Origin of the sequence: Mesorhizobium sp. NFR06 (genome assembly GCF_900115245.1) — a bacterium.
Lineage (GTDB): Bacteria > Pseudomonadota > Alphaproteobacteria > Rhizobiales > Rhizobiaceae > Mesorhizobium.
Window position 1 is genome coordinate 56,704 of record NZ_FOVT01000023.1, and the last position, 19,088, is coordinate 75,791.

At 62.9% G+C, this 19,088-nt stretch carries 20 protein-coding genes; 8 read left to right on the plus strand and 12 right to left on the minus strand.

The annotated features are described in order from the left end of the window. Positions 1 to 35 precede the first annotated feature (35 nt). Positions 36 to 1,238, plus strand: coding sequence for an MFS transporter (locus tag F3H96_RS27840; protein WP_149804857.1), 1,203 nt, complete (start codon positions 36 to 38; stop codon positions 1,236 to 1,238). 43 nt (positions 1,239 to 1,281) lie between these two features. After that, a complete protein-coding gene (locus F3H96_RS27845; protein ID WP_149804858.1) occupies positions 1,282 to 1,746 on the plus strand; it encodes a DUF302 domain-containing protein in 465 nt (154 codons plus the stop codon). Positions 1,747 to 1,804: 58 nt separating this feature from the next. Here F3H96_RS27845 and F3H96_RS27850 read toward each other — a convergent pair whose 3' ends face one another. Beyond that, entirely contained in the window at positions 1,805 to 2,722 is a 918-nt protein-coding gene (locus F3H96_RS27850) for a LysR family transcriptional regulator (RefSeq protein ID WP_149804859.1), read from the minus strand. Between the two features lie 274 nt (positions 2,723 to 2,996). Here F3H96_RS27850 and F3H96_RS27855 point away from each other — a divergent pair, with 274 nt between their 5' ends. The 5 genes from F3H96_RS27855 to F3H96_RS27875 are packed head-to-tail and all read left to right on the plus strand — an operon-like array spanning position 2,997 to position 8,583. Next, on the plus strand, positions 2,997 to 3,779 hold the full coding sequence (locus F3H96_RS27855) for a 3-hydroxybutyrate dehydrogenase (RefSeq protein ID WP_149804860.1): 783 nt from the start codon (positions 2,997 to 2,999) through the stop codon (positions 3,777 to 3,779). A gap of 23 nt (positions 3,780 to 3,802) precedes the next feature. After that, on the plus strand, positions 3,803 to 4,954 hold the full coding sequence (locus F3H96_RS27860) for a patatin-like phospholipase family protein (RefSeq protein WP_149804861.1): 1,152 nt from the start codon (positions 3,803 to 3,805) through the stop codon (positions 4,952 to 4,954). A 28-nt stretch (positions 4,955 to 4,982) separates the two neighbouring features. Further along, complete coding sequence (locus tag F3H96_RS27865; RefSeq protein WP_244620177.1) at positions 4,983 to 6,377, plus strand: NAD(P)/FAD-dependent oxidoreductase; 1,395 nt, start codon at positions 4,983 to 4,985, stop codon at positions 6,375 to 6,377. A 17-nt stretch (positions 6,378 to 6,394) separates the two neighbouring features. Then, positions 6,395 to 7,741 (plus strand): NAD(P)/FAD-dependent oxidoreductase, encoded by a 1,347-nt coding sequence (locus F3H96_RS27870; RefSeq protein WP_149804862.1) that lies wholly within the window; start codon positions 6,395 to 6,397, stop codon positions 7,739 to 7,741. A 32-nt stretch (positions 7,742 to 7,773) separates the two neighbouring features. Beyond that, positions 7,774 to 8,583, plus strand: coding sequence for a redoxin family protein (locus F3H96_RS27875; protein ID WP_348530095.1), 810 nt, complete (start codon positions 7,774 to 7,776; stop codon positions 8,581 to 8,583). Here F3H96_RS27875 and F3H96_RS27880 read toward each other — a convergent pair. The 3 genes from F3H96_RS27880 to F3H96_RS27890 form a co-directional block, all read right to left on the minus strand. Beyond that, the gene (locus F3H96_RS27880) at positions 8,567 to 9,472 is read right to left on the minus strand and encodes a LysR family transcriptional regulator (RefSeq protein ID WP_149804863.1); all 906 of its coding nucleotides are present in this window, start codon (positions 9,470 to 9,472) and stop codon (positions 8,567 to 8,569) included. The two genes, F3H96_RS27875 and F3H96_RS27880, sit on opposite strands and share 17 nt — an antisense overlap. 198 nt (positions 9,473 to 9,670) lie before the next feature. Next, the gene (locus F3H96_RS27885) at positions 9,671 to 10,417 is read right to left on the minus strand and encodes a GGDEF domain-containing protein (protein WP_244620178.1); all 747 of its coding nucleotides are present in this window, start codon (positions 10,415 to 10,417) and stop codon (positions 9,671 to 9,673) included. A gap of 245 nt (positions 10,418 to 10,662) precedes the next feature. Further along, a complete protein-coding gene (locus tag F3H96_RS27890) occupies positions 10,663 to 11,373 on the minus strand; it encodes a thermonuclease family protein (protein ID WP_149804864.1) in 711 nt (236 codons plus the stop codon). A 370-nt stretch (positions 11,374 to 11,743) separates the two neighbouring features. Between F3H96_RS27890 and F3H96_RS27895 the strand changes: the two genes are divergently transcribed. Further along, positions 11,744 to 12,280 (plus strand): hypothetical protein, encoded by a 537-nt coding sequence (locus F3H96_RS27895; protein ID WP_149804865.1) that lies wholly within the window; start codon positions 11,744 to 11,746, stop codon positions 12,278 to 12,280. A 35-nt stretch (positions 12,281 to 12,315) separates the two neighbouring features. Here the strand turns inward: F3H96_RS27895 and F3H96_RS27900 are convergent, their stop codons facing one another. The 8 genes from F3H96_RS27900 to F3H96_RS27935 form a co-directional block, all read right to left on the minus strand. Then, the gene (locus tag F3H96_RS27900; RefSeq protein ID WP_149804866.1) at positions 12,316 to 12,870 is read right to left on the minus strand and encodes a hypothetical protein; all 555 of its coding nucleotides are present in this window, start codon (positions 12,868 to 12,870) and stop codon (positions 12,316 to 12,318) included. After that, positions 12,867 to 13,484: a L,D-transpeptidase gene (locus F3H96_RS27905; RefSeq protein ID WP_149804867.1), complete on the minus strand. Its 618-nt coding sequence runs from the start codon at positions 13,482 to 13,484 to the stop codon at positions 12,867 to 12,869. The genes F3H96_RS27900 and F3H96_RS27905 overlap by 4 nt, the downstream gene beginning before the upstream one ends. Beyond that, a complete protein-coding gene (locus F3H96_RS27910) occupies positions 13,471 to 14,634 on the minus strand; it encodes an AAA family ATPase (RefSeq protein WP_149804868.1) in 1,164 nt (387 codons plus the stop codon). Before F3H96_RS27910 ends, F3H96_RS27905 begins: the two co-directional genes overlap by 14 nt. Continuing rightward, on the minus strand, positions 14,631 to 15,266 hold the full coding sequence (locus F3H96_RS27915; RefSeq protein ID WP_244620179.1) for a TadE/TadG family type IV pilus assembly protein: 636 nt from the start codon (positions 15,264 to 15,266) through the stop codon (positions 14,631 to 14,633). Before F3H96_RS27915 ends, F3H96_RS27910 begins: the two co-directional genes overlap by 4 nt. After that, a complete protein-coding gene (locus F3H96_RS30760) occupies positions 15,260 to 15,754 on the minus strand; it encodes a TadE/TadG family type IV pilus assembly protein (protein ID WP_188131559.1) in 495 nt (164 codons plus the stop codon). The genes F3H96_RS27915 and F3H96_RS30760 overlap by 7 nt, the downstream gene beginning before the upstream one ends. A gap of 4 nt (positions 15,755 to 15,758) precedes the next feature. Continuing rightward, positions 15,759 to 17,261 carry a TadE/TadG family type IV pilus assembly protein gene (locus F3H96_RS27925; protein WP_188131560.1) on the minus strand — a complete coding sequence of 501 codons (1,503 nt, stop codon included), beginning with the start codon at positions 17,259 to 17,261 and terminating at the stop codon, positions 15,759 to 15,761. A 65-nt stretch (positions 17,262 to 17,326) separates the two neighbouring features. Next, the gene (locus tag F3H96_RS27930; protein WP_149804870.1) at positions 17,327 to 17,629 is read right to left on the minus strand and encodes a hypothetical protein; all 303 of its coding nucleotides are present in this window, start codon (positions 17,627 to 17,629) and stop codon (positions 17,327 to 17,329) included. After that, complete coding sequence (locus F3H96_RS27935) at positions 17,616 to 19,061, minus strand: type II and III secretion system protein family protein (protein ID WP_149804871.1); 1,446 nt, start codon at positions 19,059 to 19,061, stop codon at positions 17,616 to 17,618. Before F3H96_RS27935 ends, F3H96_RS27930 begins: the two co-directional genes overlap by 14 nt. Between the last annotated feature and the right edge of the window lie 27 nt (positions 19,062 to 19,088).

The window sequence follows — 19,088 nt, forward strand, 5'->3', positions numbered from 1 at the left end:
CGATCGCCTGGGGACGTGCCCTAACGGAGCTTGTGATGACCACCAGTGAACATACCGAACCGACGCGGCTCCGCATGGTGGCCGCGGACGGCTGGCGCTTCGGTCTGATCGCCCTGATCGCCTTTCTGACGCTCGTCGATCTGTTCGCCACCCAGGCCATCCTGCCTTCGCTGGTGAGAAAATTCGGCGTCAGCCGCGCGACCATGGGCTTCGCCGTCAATGCCAGCACGTTCGGCATGGCGGTGGCTGGCATCGCCGTCGCGCTGTTCGGGCGCGGCATCGATCGCCGCAACGGCATCTGGATCAGCCTGGCCATCCTGGCGATCCCGACGACACTGCTTTCGCAGACCGACAACATTGTGGTCTTCGCCCTGCTGCGCGTGGCGCAAGGTCTATGCATGTCGACCGCCTTCACGCTGACGATGGCCTATCTGGCCGAGCATTTTTCCGCGCGGCAGACCACCAGCGCGCTTGCGGCTTATGTGACGGGCAATGTCGCCAGCAACTTTTTCGGCCGGCTGATGTCGGCCGCTGTCGCCGACACGTTCGGCATCTCGACCAACTTCCTTACCTTCGCCGCCCTCAATCTGCTAGGCGCAGCTCTTGTTTGGTTCACGCTGCAGAAGACCTCTTCGATGATGCGCGCCGACGCGACGGCCGGGCCTGCCCGCGCGGCCTGGAAGGCTCCGCTGCAAAATGTCGAGCTGCGCGCTTGTTTCTCGATCGGCTTCCTGATCCTTTTCGTCTTCATAGGCACCTTCACCTATGTGAATTTCCAGCTCGTCGCCGCACCGCTGTCGCTGACGCCGATGGCCCTGGGCGCGGTCTATTTCGTTTTCCTGCCCTCGATGCTGACGACCCCACTGGCCGGGCGTGTCGCGGCAGGTCTCGGTCTGAGACGAGGGATCGGAACGACCCTCGGGCTGGCGATCGTCGGACTCCTTCTGCTGCTCGCCGCCAGCCTTCCCGTTGTTCTCGTCGGGATGGCCTTGGTCGCTATCGGCACCTTCCTGGCGCAGGCAATAGCCACCGGCCACGTGAGCCGGACCGCCTCGCGCGATCGTGCCGCCGCAAGCGGCATCTACCTTGCGTCCTATTATGCAGGCGGGCTCGCCGGCAGCTTTGTCATAGGACAGCTCTACGACCGCATCGGGTGGTCCGCATGCGTGGGTGTGCTGGTCGCGGTTCTCGCCGGCGCCATCGCGATCGCTCGCGTGCTGCAAACGCCGAAGACCTGAGACTTCAAACCGAGAATTTTGCTATCCAACAAAGGAGACTGACATGGCCATCTATTTGAAGACCTTGATCGCCGGCGCCGCCATGCTGATGGCGCTTGCCCTTCCGGCTGCCGCCTCGGACGGCGTCGTCACGGTGAAGAGCGACTATTCCGTCGCCGAGACCGTCGCCCGCATCAAGAAGGACGTCCTGAAGAAGGGCATCAAGTTCTTCGGCGTCATCGACCAGGCGCAGCTTGGCAAGAATGCCGGCAACGACGTCAGGCCGTCCCGGCTGGTGATGTTCGGCAATCCCGCGCTTGGCACGACCTTCATCACGTCCAATCCGGAAGCCGGGCTCGACTGGCCGGTGCGGGTGCTGGTCTACCAGACCTCGGACGGCTCGGTTTACGCCGCCTACAGCGATTTCGACTGGATCGCCAAACGGCATGGCATCACCGACCGCACGGCGCAGTTCAAGATGGCGACCGAAGTCATCCAATCCGTGACCTCGACGGTCAAAAAGAACTGAGCGCGCGCATGTGCCGGAGATCCGCCGCCAGCGTGACGGCCTGCTCCGGCCAGTGAAGCTACTCGGCGGCGGCCGCGGACAACGCCTTCGCCCGTTCGCCGAACCATTTCTTCTGCGTTGCCTCGCGCACCAGTGCGCCGACCGCCGGCGAATGCCTGCGGCCGCGCACGGTGACGAGATTGACCTCGCGCCAGAATTCCGGCTCGGTGATCGGCAAGGCCACCACGCCAGGATGCTTGGCGGTATGCGCGGGCATGAAGCCGAAACCGAGACCGGCAGCGATCATCGCCAATGTCCAGTCGTCACGATCGCTCCAGTAAACCGGGCTGACCGTGACCCCTTGTTCGGCGAGGATCGCATCCGCGTAACCCGCGAACTCGCAATTGTTGCGGTGAATGTAGCTTTCGTTGCTCATATCCTTCACCCGCACCACGCGCTGGTTGGCGAGGCGATGGGCCATGTGGACCGCCATTACCATCTGCTCGCGAAACAGTGGCAAGGAGTGCACCTCCTCGTCGGGCATGTCAGAGGGCAAGGCATAGATGGCGGCCTCCAGATCGCCTTCGAGCAGCCTTCGCCTCAGGCTGACTGCATCGGCGTCGCAAAGGTGCAGTTCCACGCCCGGGTGATGCGCGCGCACGGCCACGATGAGCTCGATGATCTCATCCGGAGCGATCGTGCTCATGATGCCGACCTTGAGTGGCATCTTTTTCAGATTCACATACTGTTCGGCAATCTGCTTTGCCTGGCGGGAGTTCTCGAAAACGCCCTCGAGATAGGTCTCGACCATGCGGCCGAGTTCGGTCAGATGGGTGAAGCGGCGCTCACGGTGAAAAAGCGCGCCGCCGAATTCCTCTTCCAGCAGCTTGATCGCGCGTGAAAGCGCCGGCTGCGTGACGTTGCACTGCTCGGCTGCCCTGGTGAAATTCAGCTCCTTGGCGACTGCCAAGAAGTATCTGACCTGGCTGATCTCCACTGCACGCTCCCTCACCGGACGCGCATACGGCACGACCCGCGCTACCGCGCGATCTTACTAGCTGCCCCTACGTCAAACAACCCGATCGGCCGATCGACATCGCGGGCGTGGGGCAACGATCTGACCGTCGGCTATCGAATCCATGTCTCAACGGCATTTCCGCAGCTTCCAGCGGCCCGCCATACTGATCCCGAGATCCAAAGCCGGGCGCAGCAGCCCGTCGATCGCTGCCGCCGGTCAATTGCGCCGACGGCTCCAACACAGGGAAACGACGATGCTCCGTGGAAAGACAGCACTCATCACCGGTTCGACCAGCGGCATCGGCCAAGGCATCGCCGAAGCCTTCGCGGCCAAGGGCTGCAACATCGTTCTGAACGGCTTCGGCGATGCCGGCGAGATCGAGTTGCTGCGGGCGAAGCTCGCCGCCGATCATGGTGTCAGCGTGCGCTACGACAATGCGGACATGAGCAAGGGCGGTGCGATCACCGCCATGATGGACAAGGCCATCGCCGAGTTCGGCGCCGTCGACATCCTGGTCAACAATGCCGGTATCCAGCATGTCGCGCCGATCGACGACTTCCCGATCGACAAATGGGAGGCCGTCGTGGCGATCGATCTCATGTCGTCGTTCTACACTATCCGGCGCGCCCTGCAGGCGATGAAGGAGCGCAAATGGGGCCGCATCATCAACGTTGCCTCGGCGCACGCCCTGGTCGCTTCGCCGTATAAATCCGCATATGTCGCCGCCAAGCACGGGGTCGCCGGCCTGACGAAGACCGTCGCGCTGGAAGTCGCCGAACAGGGCATCACCGTCAATGCCGTGTGCCCCGGCTACGTGCTCACCCCGCTGGTCGAAAAGCAGATACCGGACACGGCCAAGGCCCGCGGGATCACCGAACAGCAGGTGATCAAGGATGTGCTTTTGGCGGCACAGCCGACCAAGCAGTTCGTGACGGTCGAGCAGGTAGCGGCGCTCTGCCTGTTCCTGGCCTCGGACGAAGCGGCCTCGATCACCGGCGCCGTCATGCCGATCGAAGGCGGCTGGACCGCTCACTAGGTCCGGCACGAGGAGCGAAAGCCATGAACAGGATCACGCGAAATCCGCCCGTCTCCGAAGTAGAGCCGCAGATCAGCCATCAGAGCGAGCCCAGACGCCAGACCGTCCTTGTCCTTCAAGGTGGTGGTGCGCTCGGAGCCTATCAGGCCGGCGTCTACCAGGCGCTCGTCGAAGGCGGCATCGAACCGGATTGGGTCATCGGCACGTCGATCGGCGCCATCAACGCCGCGCTGATTGCCGGAAACAAGCCCGGGGATCGCCTGCCGAGGCTCCAGGAGTTCTGGGACGGCGTCAGCCGGAGCAGCCCGCTCGACGAGTTCTTCCGGATGATGGTTCCGAGCAACATCTTCGCCAACATGGGCACGGTGATGCGCGGCATTCCGGGGTTCTTCGAACCGAACCCAAGCGCCATGTTCGGGGTCAATCGCGAAGTCGGTGTCGAGAATGCATCCTATTACACCACCGATCCGCTCAAAAGGACGCTGGGCAACCTGATCGACTTCGACTATCTCAACGGCCGCCATACGCGGCTGACGGTCGGCGCGGTCAACGTCAACACCAGCGAACTCAAATATTTCGACACGCGCGAGATGGCGCTCTCGGTGGCGCACATCATGGCGTCGGGCGCCTTGCCGCCCGCCTTTCCGGCCGTCTGCATCGACGGCGAGCCCTATTGGGACGGCGGCATCTATTCGAACACACCGATCGAGGTCGTGCTGGACGAGCGTCCGCGGCGCGACGCGCTGATCTTCGCGGTCAACATGTGGCAGCCCCGCGCGACGGAGCCGAAATCGATCTGGCAGGTCATGGGACGTCAGAAGGATCTCCAATACGCCAGCCGCGGCCGCAGCCACGTGGCGCGGCAGGAGCAACTGCATCGGCTGCGTCACGTCGTGCGCGAAATGGGCAGGCTCGTGCCAGAGGAGCGTCGCGAGGATCCGATGTTCAAGGAGCTGGCGTCCTACGGCTGCCCGTCGGTCATGCATCTCGTGCGGCTGCTTTCGCCGCGCCTCGATGGCGAGGACCACACCAAGGACATCGACTTCACCCGCTCGGGCATCCGCACCCGCTGGCAGGCGGGATACGAGCACGGGCGGCGCGTTCTCGCGGAAAGGCCGTGGGAGTGCGACGTCGACATGCTGCAAGGCATCGTCATCCACGAGTCCCAAGAGTGAACGCTGCCAAAATGAGCGGAGAATTCCGATGCAGATCATGACGCCGGGCACGCGGCTCATTCCGGAAGCGGTGCTTGCCAACAACGCTGCCCTTTTCCGCACGATCCCCGAGACTCCCTCCCATGCGGACAAGTCGCTGCATCGCGTGGTCATTGTCGGCGGCGGCGCGGGCGGGCTGGAACTGGCAACGCGCCTCGGCCGCAAGTTCGGTAAGCGCCGGCTTTCCGTGACGCTCGTCGACCGCAACCGCACCCACATCTGGAAGCCGCTGCTGCATGAAGTGGCATCCGGTGCGCTGAACGCGTCGCATGATGCTGTCGAATACATCGCCCATGCCAGCCGCCACGGCTACCGCTACCGCATCGGCGAGGTGGTCGGCATCGACCGTGCCAAACGCCAGGTCTTTGTCGCGCCGAGCTTCGACGATGACGGTCGGCAGGTCATCCCACCGCGTGTGCTGGGCTACGACACGCTGGTCATGGCCGTCGGCAGTGTCAGCAACGATTTCGGCACGCCTGGCGCTGCGCGTTACGCCATTTCGCTCGATACGGCCGAGCAGGCCGCCCGTTTCAACAAGCGCATGATAGACGCGTGTCTGCGCGCCAACGCGCAATACGAGCAGCTTTCGCCCGGTCAGCTCCATTGCGTCATCGTCGGCGCCGGAGCCACGGGCGTCGAACTGGCGGCCGAGCTGCACAAGTCGTTGCGGGAGATTGCTTCGCACAATCTCGACAACATCGATTTCGAAAGGCTGATCCGCATCACCATCGTCGAGGCCGGACCGCGCATTCTGCCCGCCCTTCCGGAGCACATGGCGCGCGCCTCGGCACGCCTGCTGATCAAGCTGGGCGTGCAGATTCGATGCGGGATCAAAGTCACCGAAGTGACGGAAGATGGTATCCGGCTCGGCGAAAAACTGTTCGTGCCGGCCGAGCTCGTCGTCTGGGCCGCCGGGATCAAGGCGCCGGATTTCCTGAAGAGCCTCGATGGTCTCGAGACAGACCGCATCGACCGCCTGATCGTGGATGAGACCTTGCGTGCGGTCGGAGACGAGCATGTGTTCGCGATCGGAGACTGCGCGAACTGCGTCCTGCCGGGCGAAGACAATGCTTTGCCACCTCGGGCCCAGACAGCTCATCAACAGGCTGACCATCTGGTGAAGGTGGTTGCCGCGCGCCTCGCGGGGCGGGCCGCGCCAGCATTCCGCTACCGCGACTACGGCTCCCTCGTCTCGCTCGCCGACTACGGCGCGTTCGGCAACCTGATTGGCGGGCTGAAGATTGAAGGCCTGCTTGCGAGGCTTGTCTATCGTTCCCTGCACAAGATGCATCTCAAAGCGGTGCACGGCCTCGCGAACACGGCGCTGGCTTCTATCGGTGAGATGGTGGCCAGACGTGCCAGGCCGCGGATCAAGCTTCACTAAGCGCCTGAGGTGCTGCGATGGAAACGTATGACGTGGTGATCCTTGGCGGCGGCAATGCCGGAATGGGCGTGACGGTCGCGACGCGTGCCGCCGGGCTGTCGGTTGCCATGATAGAGCCGCGCGACCTCGGCGGCACCTGTCCCAATCGCGGTTGCACGCCGAAGAAGGTGCTGGTCGCGGCGGCCCATGCCCTCGACGAGATCGAGAGAGCCGATCGCCATGCGATCACGGTCGACCGGCCGCGGCTCGACTGGAGGGCTTTGATCGAACGGGAAAAGGAACTGATCCGAGACATTCCCTCCCGGTTGTGGGGATTGATGGCCAGGCGTGGTGTCGACGTCATCTCCGGTGAGGCCGTTTTCATCGGCGCCAATGCCATCCGCGTGAACGGCCGCGAGATTGAGGCCAGGAACATCGTCATCGCCACCGGCTCCAAGCCACGCCCGCTGCCGATACCGGGCGCCGAGCATCTCACTAATTCCGACGATGTCCTGAACGATCCAGAGCTACCCCGCGCAGTAGTCTTTGTTGGCGGCGGCGTCATCGCGTTCGAGCTGGGCCACGTTTACGCGCGCGCCGGCGTCGATGTGACGATCCTGGAAGCGCTGCCGCAATTGCTCGGAGCTTTCGATGCGGATGCCGTCGCTCGGATCCGTGGCGAGAGCGAACGCCTCGGCATAGGCATCCGCACGCTGGCCTGGGTCAAAAGGATCGACAAGGCTGGCGAACGACTGCGCGTCACCTTCGTGGCGGACGGCGTCGAGTGCGCAGTGGATGCGGATCGGGTCGTCAACTGCGCCGGGCGCGTGGCCAATGTCGAGGGCCTCGATCTTGGCGCCGGCGTCATCGTGCACCGCGAAGGCCGGATCGAGATCGACGATCATCTGCGCTCGCGCTCCAACCCTGACATCTATGTCTGTGGCGACGCGGTCTGGAATTCTCCGCAGCTTTCGCCGGTGGCGACCTACGAGGGCGGCATCGTCGGTCGCAACATCGTCGACGGGCCGAAACACCGTCCAAATTACGCTCACATACCAGCCTCCCTCTACACAATCCCGGCCTTGGCCAGCGTTGGGCTGACCGAAGCGAAGGCGAGAGAGCAAGGGCTTCGCGTCAAGGCCCACGTCAATGACATGCAAGACTGGCTGTCCGCGAGGACCTATACCGAGACCGTTGCGTGGTCGAAGATCATTGTCGAGGAAACCACGGATCAAATCGTCGGCGCCCACATCGTGGGACATGCCGGCGAGGAACTGATCCATATCTTCGCGCTCGCCATGAAGCACGGCATTACGGCACCGCAGCTGGCTGAAATGGTCTACTGCTTCCCGACTTTTTCGGCAGACATCAGGAACATGATGTAACGCATCGAGGTGGGCCGCGAACAGGATAGGGCGTGTTCCACGTGTCGATGCACGCCGGGCATCGAAATCATGCAAGAAAAACATCGCCGTGGCCGGGGGGCTTCGATGATAGGCTGGAGGAAACCGACGAAAGTGCAGACATGGCCGCCGACCAGGCAATGACATTCGAAGAATCCGTTCAGGCTGCCATAGAACTCGATGCACCCTTGAACGAACGGCTGGCGGTGATTGCCGCGGCGGTGCGCCGCCTCGACGCCGAATTTGCGGACGCGGTGGACCGTCTGGTGGATCGCCTCGAGAAACAGGAGGCGGGAGCCATGGCGCCGGCTCGCGGCGATGCCATGCCGGGCTTCCTGCTGCCCGACGACGAGGGCAAACTTGTCGGCCTGGCCGACATCCTTGCCAAGGGGCCAGCCGTCATCACCTTTCAGCGCGGGCACTGGTGTCCTTATTGCCGCTTGAACGCGATCGGAATTGTCGAGGCGCAGCAGGAAATTGCGTCGCTGGGCGGGCAGGTCGCCGTGATCATGCCCGAGCGGCGCAAGTTTGCGAAGGCGATGAAGGCGGCCGTTGGCGCCGAATTTCCATTCCTGACCGACATGGACAATGGCTATGCCCTCTCACTCAACCTTGCGATCTGGATCGGGGCCGAGATGGAGCGGCTGATGGGCGTCGCGTATGATCTGCCGAACTACCAGGGCAACGCCAGCTGGTTCCTGCCGATCCCGGCCACCTTCATCGTCGGAACGGATGGCGTCATATCGGATCGCTTCGTTGATCCGGACTACCGCCGGCGCATGGACATTGACGACCTGATCGCGGCGCTTAAGCGGGCTCGCTGACGCCGAAGGAAGACCAGTCGGTCGACCGTAGCAGGTTGAGCAGGGTCGTGGCGACCGGGGATCTATGCCGGCCGGCAACCGCATAGATGGAAACGATCCGTGAGACATCGAGGTCGCGAAGCTTGAGCCGGCGGGTGTTCGGCGATCGAGGGGCAGTCGGCGAAACGAAGCCAACGCCGGCGTTTGCCTCCAGTAGCGCAAGCAGGTCCTGGTCGGTCTCGACTTCATGTGCGGTTCGAGGCGTGAGGCCTTTAGCCGAAAGGCAGCGCGACAACTCCTCGCTCGTTTCCCAATCGATCCGGCTGAGCACAGGTTCCGCGGCCAGCTGGCTCAGGGCGACATCGGCCTCGTTGCGGCGGGCAAGCGGATGATCGGAATTCACGGCAAGCTCTATAAGCTCCTGGAAGAGCGGCCAGGTATCGAGCCGATCCCAGGCCTGCCCCAGAGGACCGGCGACGGCCAGCTCGATCTCACCGTTCTTGAGGGCATCGACGACAGCGGTCGGCGAACCTCGGTTGATCTTGAGATGAACTCCGGGGTAGGCGCGGAAAAGCTCCGTGAAAGGCGAAACCAGCAGCGCGATGTTGACGCTGTTGGAGATGGTGACGTTGAGTGGCGCCACGTCGCTGCTCTGCACCGCCTTGGCCAGGGACTTTGCGGACGTGGCGGCATCGTAGCATTGCTGCAGCAAAGGCAGCATGCGCCGGCCAAGTTCGGTCAGGTGCGAGTGCTGGCGCTCACGGCGAAGGAGTTCTCCGCCCAACTCCTCCTCGAGCGTCTTGATCGCGCGCGTCAACGCAGGCTGCGTGACGTTGCACTCTTCGGCTGCCCTGGTGAAATTAAGCGTATTGGACAGGGCCAGAAAATAGCGGACCTGCTGCATCTCCATGAATTTTCGCCCCCTCAGCGAAATCCGATTCGTCAGGCTTAGCTAATTTGCGCCTATGCTAACGCAACAGGAGGCCAAGGCAAAGGCGTGGGCCAGTTTCCCCAGAGATTGGCCGTCTTCGACCGCAAGGAGCGGTCATTTTTCCGGACGTCACAATGTTACAAATTATGGGGCTGTGTGCCTGGTGATCACACCGGCTCAGTTGTTGACATGCGAAAGCCGCAGGCCGGCTTCGTCCGGGGCCCCGGCCATGCCTTCCTCCGCGAAGCGGAACATATCCTCGAAATCCAATTCATGTTCGAAGACGACGCCGCCGACGCTGATCGCAAGCACGTCCCTGTCGCCTTTCGGCGCGAAATAGATCTCGCCGACCGCGCCGCGAATGCGCTCGCCGATGTCCTTGGCGTCCTGCTCGCTCGCGCTCGGAAGGAAGACGCCGAACATCGAGGTTCCGATCCGGCCGATCAGATCGTCCTTGCGCACCGAGGATCGGACGGCCGACGCGATCAGCCGCAACGCCTCGTCGCCCCATTCGAGACCGAAGCGCAGGTTTATCGATGCCAGGTGCTGCGGATGGACGACCAGAAAGGCGCCGGAGCGCGGACCGACCGGTCTCGCTGCCCTTCTGTCGACCATCGAGGTGAACACTTTGCCGTTCAGGCAGCCGGTCAGTTGGTCATACGTTCCGGACCTGGTGAGCTCATACCGGTAGCGGCGGATCTCGATCTGTTGCCAGCCGAGCAGGACAAGCAGCGGCAGACTGACGACGATCGGCACGATGATTGCCGTGACGGCGCCGCGGGCGAACGGCGTCAGGCTGTCGCTGAACATCAGCAGGTAGTTCAGCCCGAGCGAAAGAGCGACGCAGGCGGCGGTGCCAAGCACGGCCAGCCAGATAACCTTCGTCCATGTCTGAAGCGGCGCCTTCGGCATTTTCGTGGTCACGGGGCAATCTCCTGTTCGAGGCATCGGCTTACAGGAGGTCCGTTACGATTTCGGTCTCAGGGAAGCTTACAATTTGATGCAAGTTGGCATCTTCTCCGTGGGAGCGCCGGATCCGCCTGGCGGCTCGGCTCCGCGTCTGATGATCTGCCCGCATGTTGGAGCAGTCCATGGTTCTTAGAATCGCTGGACCGCTCTGACCATTCTGTTTTCACGCAGGGTCGGGGGGACCGGCCACGCGCTCGACGCTATTGCGGCGGACCGAAGATGCCCATCCCGGCGTCCTTCGCCACCGCTTGCGCCTTGCCGTAAACGCCGGTGGGAGCGGCCATCGCCCAGCCGTTGGAAACCAGCCAGGCGCCGACATCCTGCTTGCCGAGCGTGCAGGGCGCGGCGATGGCGAAGCGGTCGACGTCCGGCGGCAGCAGGCATTTGAGCGCCCGGCCGCGCAGAAAGGCGTTGAAGGCGGCGCGGGCGCGCTGGCCGCAGGGCCAGGTGTTGTCGTCAGACGAACAGGTCCCGTCGGGAGCTATGCCGACCGTCCCGCTGATGGCGACCGTGCGTCCCATCGCTTCGAAGACCGCCGAGGAGGTGGCGACCGGACGAAAAAGCAGCGTCTCGCGCCAATCTTGCGGCATCGGCGTCTGCTGCGGCGGCGCAAGCCCGAGCTCGCCAAGGGGAGGGCGCGGCTCGATGCGCTCGATCCCGGACGGGTCGAGCGGCGGCGGCGCGATGAGATCCTCGGCGATCCTGCGCGCCGGCTGGCCAGGCCGCGTGTCGTGAGGCGGGGCATGCGCGGCTGGCTTCAGGTCGCGAGCGCCCTGAACCGCCGTGATCGAAGGCTGGTCGGGCGGCAGCCAGCGCCTGCCCTCGGCGATCAGCACGATGCCGGCGAGCAGTCCGAGACCGCCGAGCGTCGGCGCCAGCAGCGGTCGGCCGGGCGGTTTCGCCGGGCTCACCCCCGATGCCTCGCGGGGTGGTGCCGACCGTCGGTGATGCCGCTCGAGACCAACGCGCTGGATCTTGTCAAAACGGCACCGCCCTCGACCGCTGAACCGGATCTTACACTAATGCATGTCGCCCAGAAGTGCGCGGCGGTTCTGGGACGACGACCTGCATCAAAACAAGATGCATGTCGCCCAGAAGTGCGCAGCGGTTCTGGAACGACGACTTGCACCGAAACGAAGACTTGAAAGCGCGTTGCCTGAACTCGTTTCAGCGCGACGCGCTTTAGGCATGCCTGACATTCCTTGAAAAGCAAGGCGTTGCGTTAAGCCTCGCGCAACGATTGCGGCTTAGAATCCGGGCATCGGATGTCGAGGGGATGACATGATGCGCAAGCCGGTACTGCTTTTTGCCTTTCCCGCCCTGATGCTGCTTCTGCTGGCGGCGGAGCGAATGGCGGCACTGCTTCTCGGCTTCTATCCGGCGAGCCCGGCCATGTGGCATGCCTGGCTCGAGCTGCGCCCGTTCTCGACCATGTTCTGGCAGCAGGTGGACGTCTATTTCGGCGGGTCTATGGCCGGCGACGCCGCCATCCTCGTCTTCGCGACGGGCGCCTGCTGGATGATTTGCCAGGCGAAAAGGTCTGCCGGCTTCTTCCTCGCCAATCATGCCGCGCTGATCTTTGCGGGCAAGATGATGGCGCTGAGCAGCCATGCGGAAACCGCGAGCACCATTGCCGCCTTCACCATCCCGAACGGCTTGCACTTTTCGCTCATGCTCGACTTCAGCATGAAGAACAGCCTGGTGCTGTGCCTCGGTCTCGCGGCCTGCGCTTACTGCCACGTCGCTTTCCTGCGCGAGGCAAAGCTGCGCGCCGAAGCCCGCGCGATTCCCTTGCTGGCGCTGCAGCGCGATCTTTGACCTGCCGGTCCTGATGGAAGCCGCGGCGCGCGTGCTCAGTTGATCTTCTTGTAATAAACCTTGCCGTCAGGCTGCTGGATGCGCTGGTAGGACGGGTTGGAGCCCGGCGGCGCGACCTTCCTCCTGAACGGGTGCTGGGCGTCGACGGGGTCGGCGCTTTCGTCGGCAACGGATGCCTCCGCCACCGTGGTGCCGGCCAGAGCCGGCTCCGGCGCGCCTGGCGCCGGCTCGCCGGCCGCAACCGGCTGGCCTTGCTCAAGCTTGGCGAGGTTGCCGTTGATCTGGCCGAAATTCGCCTGCAACTGCCGGTCCAGCGTCTCGAACCGGCTCTGGAAACCGTTGTTGACGGTGTCGATGCGGGCGCCGATCCGCTGCTCGAACTGGCCAAGCTGCTCCAGCTTCGCCTCGATCGTCCTGAGCTCGCTGACGCCGCGATAGAGATAGACCGCGGCCGTCACATTGACGAAGGTGACGAGCGCGGCGCCCGCCGCGACGACGCCGATCGTTCTGGCCCGGCTGGGCTTTCCCGGAGCGGCTTCCTTTTGACCGAGTTCGATTGCCGGAGCGTCCGGCTCGCTGATCATCGTCATTCAACCACCACCTTTGCGCCCACCGCGACGCGTTTGAAGAGATCGATCACATCTGTGTTCGTCAGCCGGAAACATCCCGACGTGCCGTCGAAGCCGACGCCCTTGGGATCGTTGGTGCCATGGATGCGATAGAGCGTGTCGCGCCCGTCGCGCGCGAGATAGAGCGCCCTGGCGCCGAGCGGATTATAGGGGCCGGCCGGCACCATCGCCGGCAGTTCGGGCTGGCGCGCGCGCATTTCCTCGGGCGGGCGCCATTCCGGCCATTCGGTCTTGGAGGCAACCTTGACCGTTCCGGTCCAGCCGAAGCCGTCGCGGCCGACGCTGATCTGGTAGCGCAGCGCCTGGCCCTGGCCCGTCACCAGGTAGAGCGCCTTCTCTTGCTTGCGGATGATGATCGTGCCGGGCTGCTCGCTGGTCTGGAAGGCGACCGCCTTGCGCAGGCTGGGGCCCATGGCCGGCAGCGGCGGCAGGCTCGATGCGGCCGCGGCGAGCCCGCAGGCCGACGCCAGCGCGATGCCGATCAGCCCGGCCGCAAGCTGCGTGGCGTAGCGGCGCCTCTGCCTTGACGCAAATCCGCTGCGCACTTTTCCCGGAATTGCTCTAGCGCTGGGCATTGTCCAGCCGCTCCTTGAGCATGCGTTTGAGGTCCTTGTTGAAGCGTGCGCGCCCGTCCACCTCGGACGGCAGGATGGCGCGGTTCAGCGCGTCGGCCAGAAGCGCGTTGTCGAGCGACAGCGACTTGATGTGCGGCGCCTTGAAGATCTTCTCCAGCTCGCTGCGCGAGAAGTGGTTGCCGAACCATTTGCGCTTGTGCTTGTTGGCGACAAGCGTGATGCTGACCTTGTTGCCGCGCAATTCGCGGATCTTCTTGTAGAGCCGCTTGCCTTGTCGCAGCGAAGCGACGTTGAGCTCGAAGACGATGAAGATTTCGTCGCTCGTGCGCAGAACCGATTCGTGCCACGGCGTCTCGATATTGGGCAGGTCGATGACAATGTCGTCGAAGCGGTAGGCGACGAGATCGAGCAGCCGGAAGACGAAATCGGCGCCATGCGGCTCGAACGGCAGTTGCGGCCGCTCGAAGGAATAGAGCGTGAGGCCGGACGGCCGCGACAATTTGATGACGTCCATCAGCTCGACGTCGAGCCGGTCCGGCTGGCCGATGATGCCGGTCAGGTCGAACTGGTTGAACTGGTTGAGATAGGCGCCGCAATTGGCGCTCTGGAAGTCGAGGTCGACGAGGCAGGTCGAGGCCGCCCGCTCGGCCGACTTTGACGCAAGATACTCGGCCGCCGAGATCGCGAGCGTGGTGGCGCCGGCGCCGCCGCTGGCGGCAATGAAGGTGACGATGCGGCTCTTGGTGCCCTGGCTGCCGGTATCGTGGAACGTGACGGCGTTGAGCAGCTCCTTGGCGTCGAGCGGCTTGTGCAGCCAGTCCGACGCGTTCATGCGCACCAGGACGCGCGTCTGCTCGGAGGTGAGCTCGTCGGAAATCGCGATCAGCGGCACCGAGGCCCAGGCCGCGCGCGCCTCGACGATCCCCGGATTGCCGAGCAGGTCGCCATTGGCGAGGTCGAGGATGATGATGCCCGGGCGGCTGTCGGCAGGCGGCCCCTTCAGGAACTCCGCCGCTTCCGAGATCTTGACGTCATAGATCGCCAGCGCGTCGAGCCGCGTGGTGACGTCGCGCTTGAAATTCGCATCGGAAGAAAACAGCGCGACCTGCTTGCGCTTGGTCGGGAGGACTCTGGTGTCGATGGCGTTCATGGCCATGTGCTCTTCAAATCTTCGCCCGTCACGGTGCTCAGCATGGAGGGCATGGTGATATTGTTGAACCCGAGCAGTCCGCCCAGGAAGAAGAACTGGAATTGATGATTGACGATGCTGACCGTGATTGTTGGGACAGGCCCATCAGGGCGGGTCCAGTAGCCAAGGCCGGAGGCCTGATATTGTATCTGAACTTGCGACCTCGTCAGCATCGGTAGGAATGAATGCATCCCGGCCCGGCTGCTGCTGCCGCTGAAAATAAAGTCAAAGGCGGCCTGACTTGCAGTTAGATTCTGGCATGTCGCACCCGTTCCGCATGTGCACGAAACTGTACCCGCGGCATTGGCCGTGCAGATATAGTTGTACGTATTGGCTGGAACCGCTTTGCCGACATCCAGCGAGTTGCTGGGCGTTTTTGCCTCAAGTAAAAGCCCGCTTGCGACGGGGCTGGAAATCTGCGCCAGTCTTGCTCCGGCTTGCACGGCTTTGTTGGCGGCGTTCCATTGGTAGAAGGCATACCCGAAGTCGACGAAACCGAGCAGAAGGGTCAGCAGCAGCGGCATGGCTATGGCTGCTTCGACCATCGCCGCGCCAGTTTCGGCTGCCGAAAACCTGCGGTGCAGCATCACCATCCGAGGACGCGCTCCTGATGGAATACGGTCAAGTTGAGTTGGCCGAAGCCGAGATAGGACCACAGCCCGAGATTTGCGTACGGAAATGTCGTGCTGACCTCCACGACATCGACGTTGCTGGTGGCGCTGAGGTAGAGTTCAGTACCGGCGGGATCGATCGCCTGGAGGGATTTTGACTTACGGATGGTGACCTGGCCGGTGGTCCACCCTGGAACTCTCGCACTGCCGCCGGTTATGACTCCCTTCACGGCAAGATTTGTTGCGTATCCGGAGCAAGTGTTCCAATCGCTGCTGCACCGCGCCATATAGCGGGCCGCGTCCCTCACGCCTGCGTCGAGGAGCATGCGCGTGTTGAGGATGTTCGAAAATTCAAAGACCCCGGCCGACAGCAGCAGCACGAATGGCGTCACAAGGGTCATCTCGACCAGGACAGCCCCATTGTCGTCGCGCTTGAAACGCCGGATGATTTGTCTGATCGCGGTCAGCATGGCTTTACCGGTACAACTGCGCCTCGTTCCTGAACGCCTTGTCCACCAGGGTGTTGTTGGCAAAGGCACCGTCGACATCAACGATCTCAAGGCTGATGGGCTTCTCCCCAGCTGTCGGGTCCTCTGGATCCTTGGTGTTGTCCTGCTTTTGCACCGGCGTGTTGACGAACACGCTGACATAACCATCCGGCCGAAGCTGGACGTGACCGTTGATCTTGCCCTGGTTGGCGATGCAGTTGACGATCGCCATGTTGAGCCGCCGACGATCGGGGTCCGGCGTCGGCGTGTCACCCTTATAGCAGGACGGGTTGCCAGTTTCTTTGGTCGGCGCCATCGATTTGTCGCCGACGAGGTTGTTGGCAATCTCGTATTTATAGACATCGTATCTCGACGCCGGGGCGGTCTTGTTCCCGGTCGGGTTGGTGGCGCTCGGGATGTTCGGATAGGTCGTTCCGTGGTTGACCGACCAATAGCTGTTCCAGAAGCTTTGCGACGTAATCGGGTCCGACATGCCTTTGGAATCGACGTAGTTGGTGCCCGGAGGCAAGGGAAGTGCCGTTCCATCCGTGACGGGGTCGTATTTGCTGCATCCGGTTTTCTGGCCTTTGCGCACATTGCTCGCTGGCCGATAGTTGAAATCCTTGTTGTTCTTGTTCAGCGAGCCGCTGTAGAGATCGAAGCGGACGTTGAGGCCGGTGTTGACTTGGCCGAGGGTGACGCCGGTCTTGGTGGTGAGCGCATTGCGATTGTAGCAGGTGCCGGAGGTGCCGATGGCGATGGCATCGCGCAACGAACTGAGGTTGTTGTCGATCAGGCCAAAATTGCCGGGGCCTGGGTTGCTATCAACCTTGAGGATGCGGAACTCGCGGCCATAGGTGGCGCCGGAGGCAAAGGCCTGCTGGATCGTCTGGCTCGTTGCCGGTGTCGTCGTCTCGAACGGGTTGCACATGAACAGCGGCACGGTCTCACAGATCGACTGGACGAAGCCGGCAACGGCCTGCGGCTGGATTGCCATTGTGTCGTTGCCGCCGAGAAAACTGGCGGGGAAGATCGTGTCGAAAGCGCCGGCACCCGACGCGTTCACCGTCACCTCGGCGAATGAAACGGCTGTCGGATCGGTGCTTGCCCAATTGGTGCCATTGGCATCGACGCCGGCAGCGCTCAAAGCCGTGTCGTCGCTTGCGGGAATGCCGGTCAGGTAAGTCACGGTGAAGTCCGCCGGGACAATCGTGTGTGAGCCTGCGGTGGAGAACAGCGTGCCGTTGTCGATCAGTGTAGTGACGGCCGTGTTTGCCCGGACGATCGAATCCGACCGACCGTCCAGTTCCGAAGCGGCGGCGATGGCAAGCGCGTCGACGCCCTTCTGCAGATCGCTGTGCAGTCCGTTGGCGCGGCTCATGTCGATCGCGAGCAGTGCAAAACCAACCAGAAGCGGCAGCATGACGGAAACAAGGATCATCGCTATGCCGCGTTGATCGTGCCAGAATTTACGAATGGTCCTCAACATGATCTTACTCTCTGTTCCATTCGTGCCAGGCGTCCTCGCTCGCCTGACGCACCGCATCCTTCTCTCTAGTTCGCTCCAGTGGCTGCACTCGACGGCCCGACATTGACCGTCATGTTCGTCGCCGGCGTCGGCCCGCCTGGGGGAAGCTTGTATTTCTGCACGACGCCGACAGACCGTGCGCCATTGCCTTCGATCTTCGTGTTGTTGGAAGCCGGGTTGTACGGATCGACCGTCTGCAGCAGCTGATTGGCTTTCTGCGAGTCGCCCGATGCCAGCGTCATCGTGTCGTAATTGTGCAGATAGTCGGCCGCGCAGCCCGAAAGCAGGCTGGCGCCGAGAAGAACGAACAGGAGCTTATTTCTTGACATAGACCAGCTTGTCCTTCGATTTCACATCCAGCATGTGGCCGTAGGGCCCGGTGACGCCTTCGCCATGCTCGTACATGCGGATCATGTCCTTGTTGACTTCGAGCTGGCCGAGCAGCATCAGTTCCGGATCGTTGGCCGGCTTGGTCTTGTCGAAAGGCGTTGCCAACTGTTCCCCCGGCTTCACCGGCCGCACCAGATGCGGCGTGACGATGACGACGAGCTCCGTCTCTTCCTTCTGCGTGCTCGAATTGTGGAACAGTGCCCCGATGATCGGCACTTGGCCGAGCCATGGCACCTGGTCCTGCAGCCTGGTGTTCTTGCTGGAAAGCAGGCCGCCCACGGCGAAGCTCTGGCCGTCGCGCAGGTCGACCACGGTCGATAGCTTGCGGTTGGTGAAGATCGGGTCGCCGGCAGTGGTGAAGCCGGTGAGGTCGCTCACCTCGGGCGCCAGCTTCATGTGGATCTTGCCGTCGTCCAGCACCACCGGCGTGAAGTTCAAATTGACGCCGAACTGCTTGAACACGATTTCGACTTCGCCCTGGGCGTTGACGCTGCGGATTGGCACCTCGCCACCGGCGTTGAAGCTGGCGGTTTCGCCGGAAACCGTGGTGAGGTTCGGTTCGGCCAGCAGGCGCACGACGCCTTTGGACTCCAGCGCCTCGATTATCAGGTCGACCTTGATATTGTTGTCGATGACGCGGGTAATCAGTGCTCCGAACGGACTTGCAGTGGACAGTAGGTCGCTCACGAGAGCGCCCGGACCCAGCACGACATTGTCCTTGTCCACGGCCGCGACGCCCGTGCCTGTCCGTGTCGTGCCGCGGCTATTTGTGCTCCTGATGGAGACGCCGAGATCGCGGCCGGCATTGCGCTTGGCTTCCAGGATTCTTACGGAAAGATTGACCTGCTCGCTGTCGTCGATGGTAACGGCATTGATGATGGCATCCGGGCCATATTGCTGCGTGACTTCCACGATGGACGCCAGCGTCGCGGCATCCTTGACATGGCCGCTCAGTCGAACCTTGCCGTTGATCGAGCCGATCTCGATGCGCGCCTTTGGCGCGACCTGGCGGATCGCGGCCGCCATGTCGCTGACGTCCTGGCCGACCTCGATCTGGATGGTGCCCAGCGAGCGTTTGTCCTCGGAAAACAGATTGACGGTGGTGGTGCCGACGGCTTTGCCGATGATATAGAGCGTCTTGTCGGTCATCGGCTGCGCGTCGGCGATCTTCTCGTCGCCGACGACGATGTCGCCCAAAGTAGCGTTCACCTGGATCGTCGCGGATTGGGAAACCGGCACGAACACGCGGTGTAGCGACGGGCTCGATACGTCGATGAAGCGGTCAGCGGCATGAACCGCAGGGCTCAACGGCAACACAATACAGGACCAGGCCAGAGCGGCGGCGGCCAGTGATCCTCGAAAAATTCGCATCTAGATCGTCCCCCTTGCGGATCCACC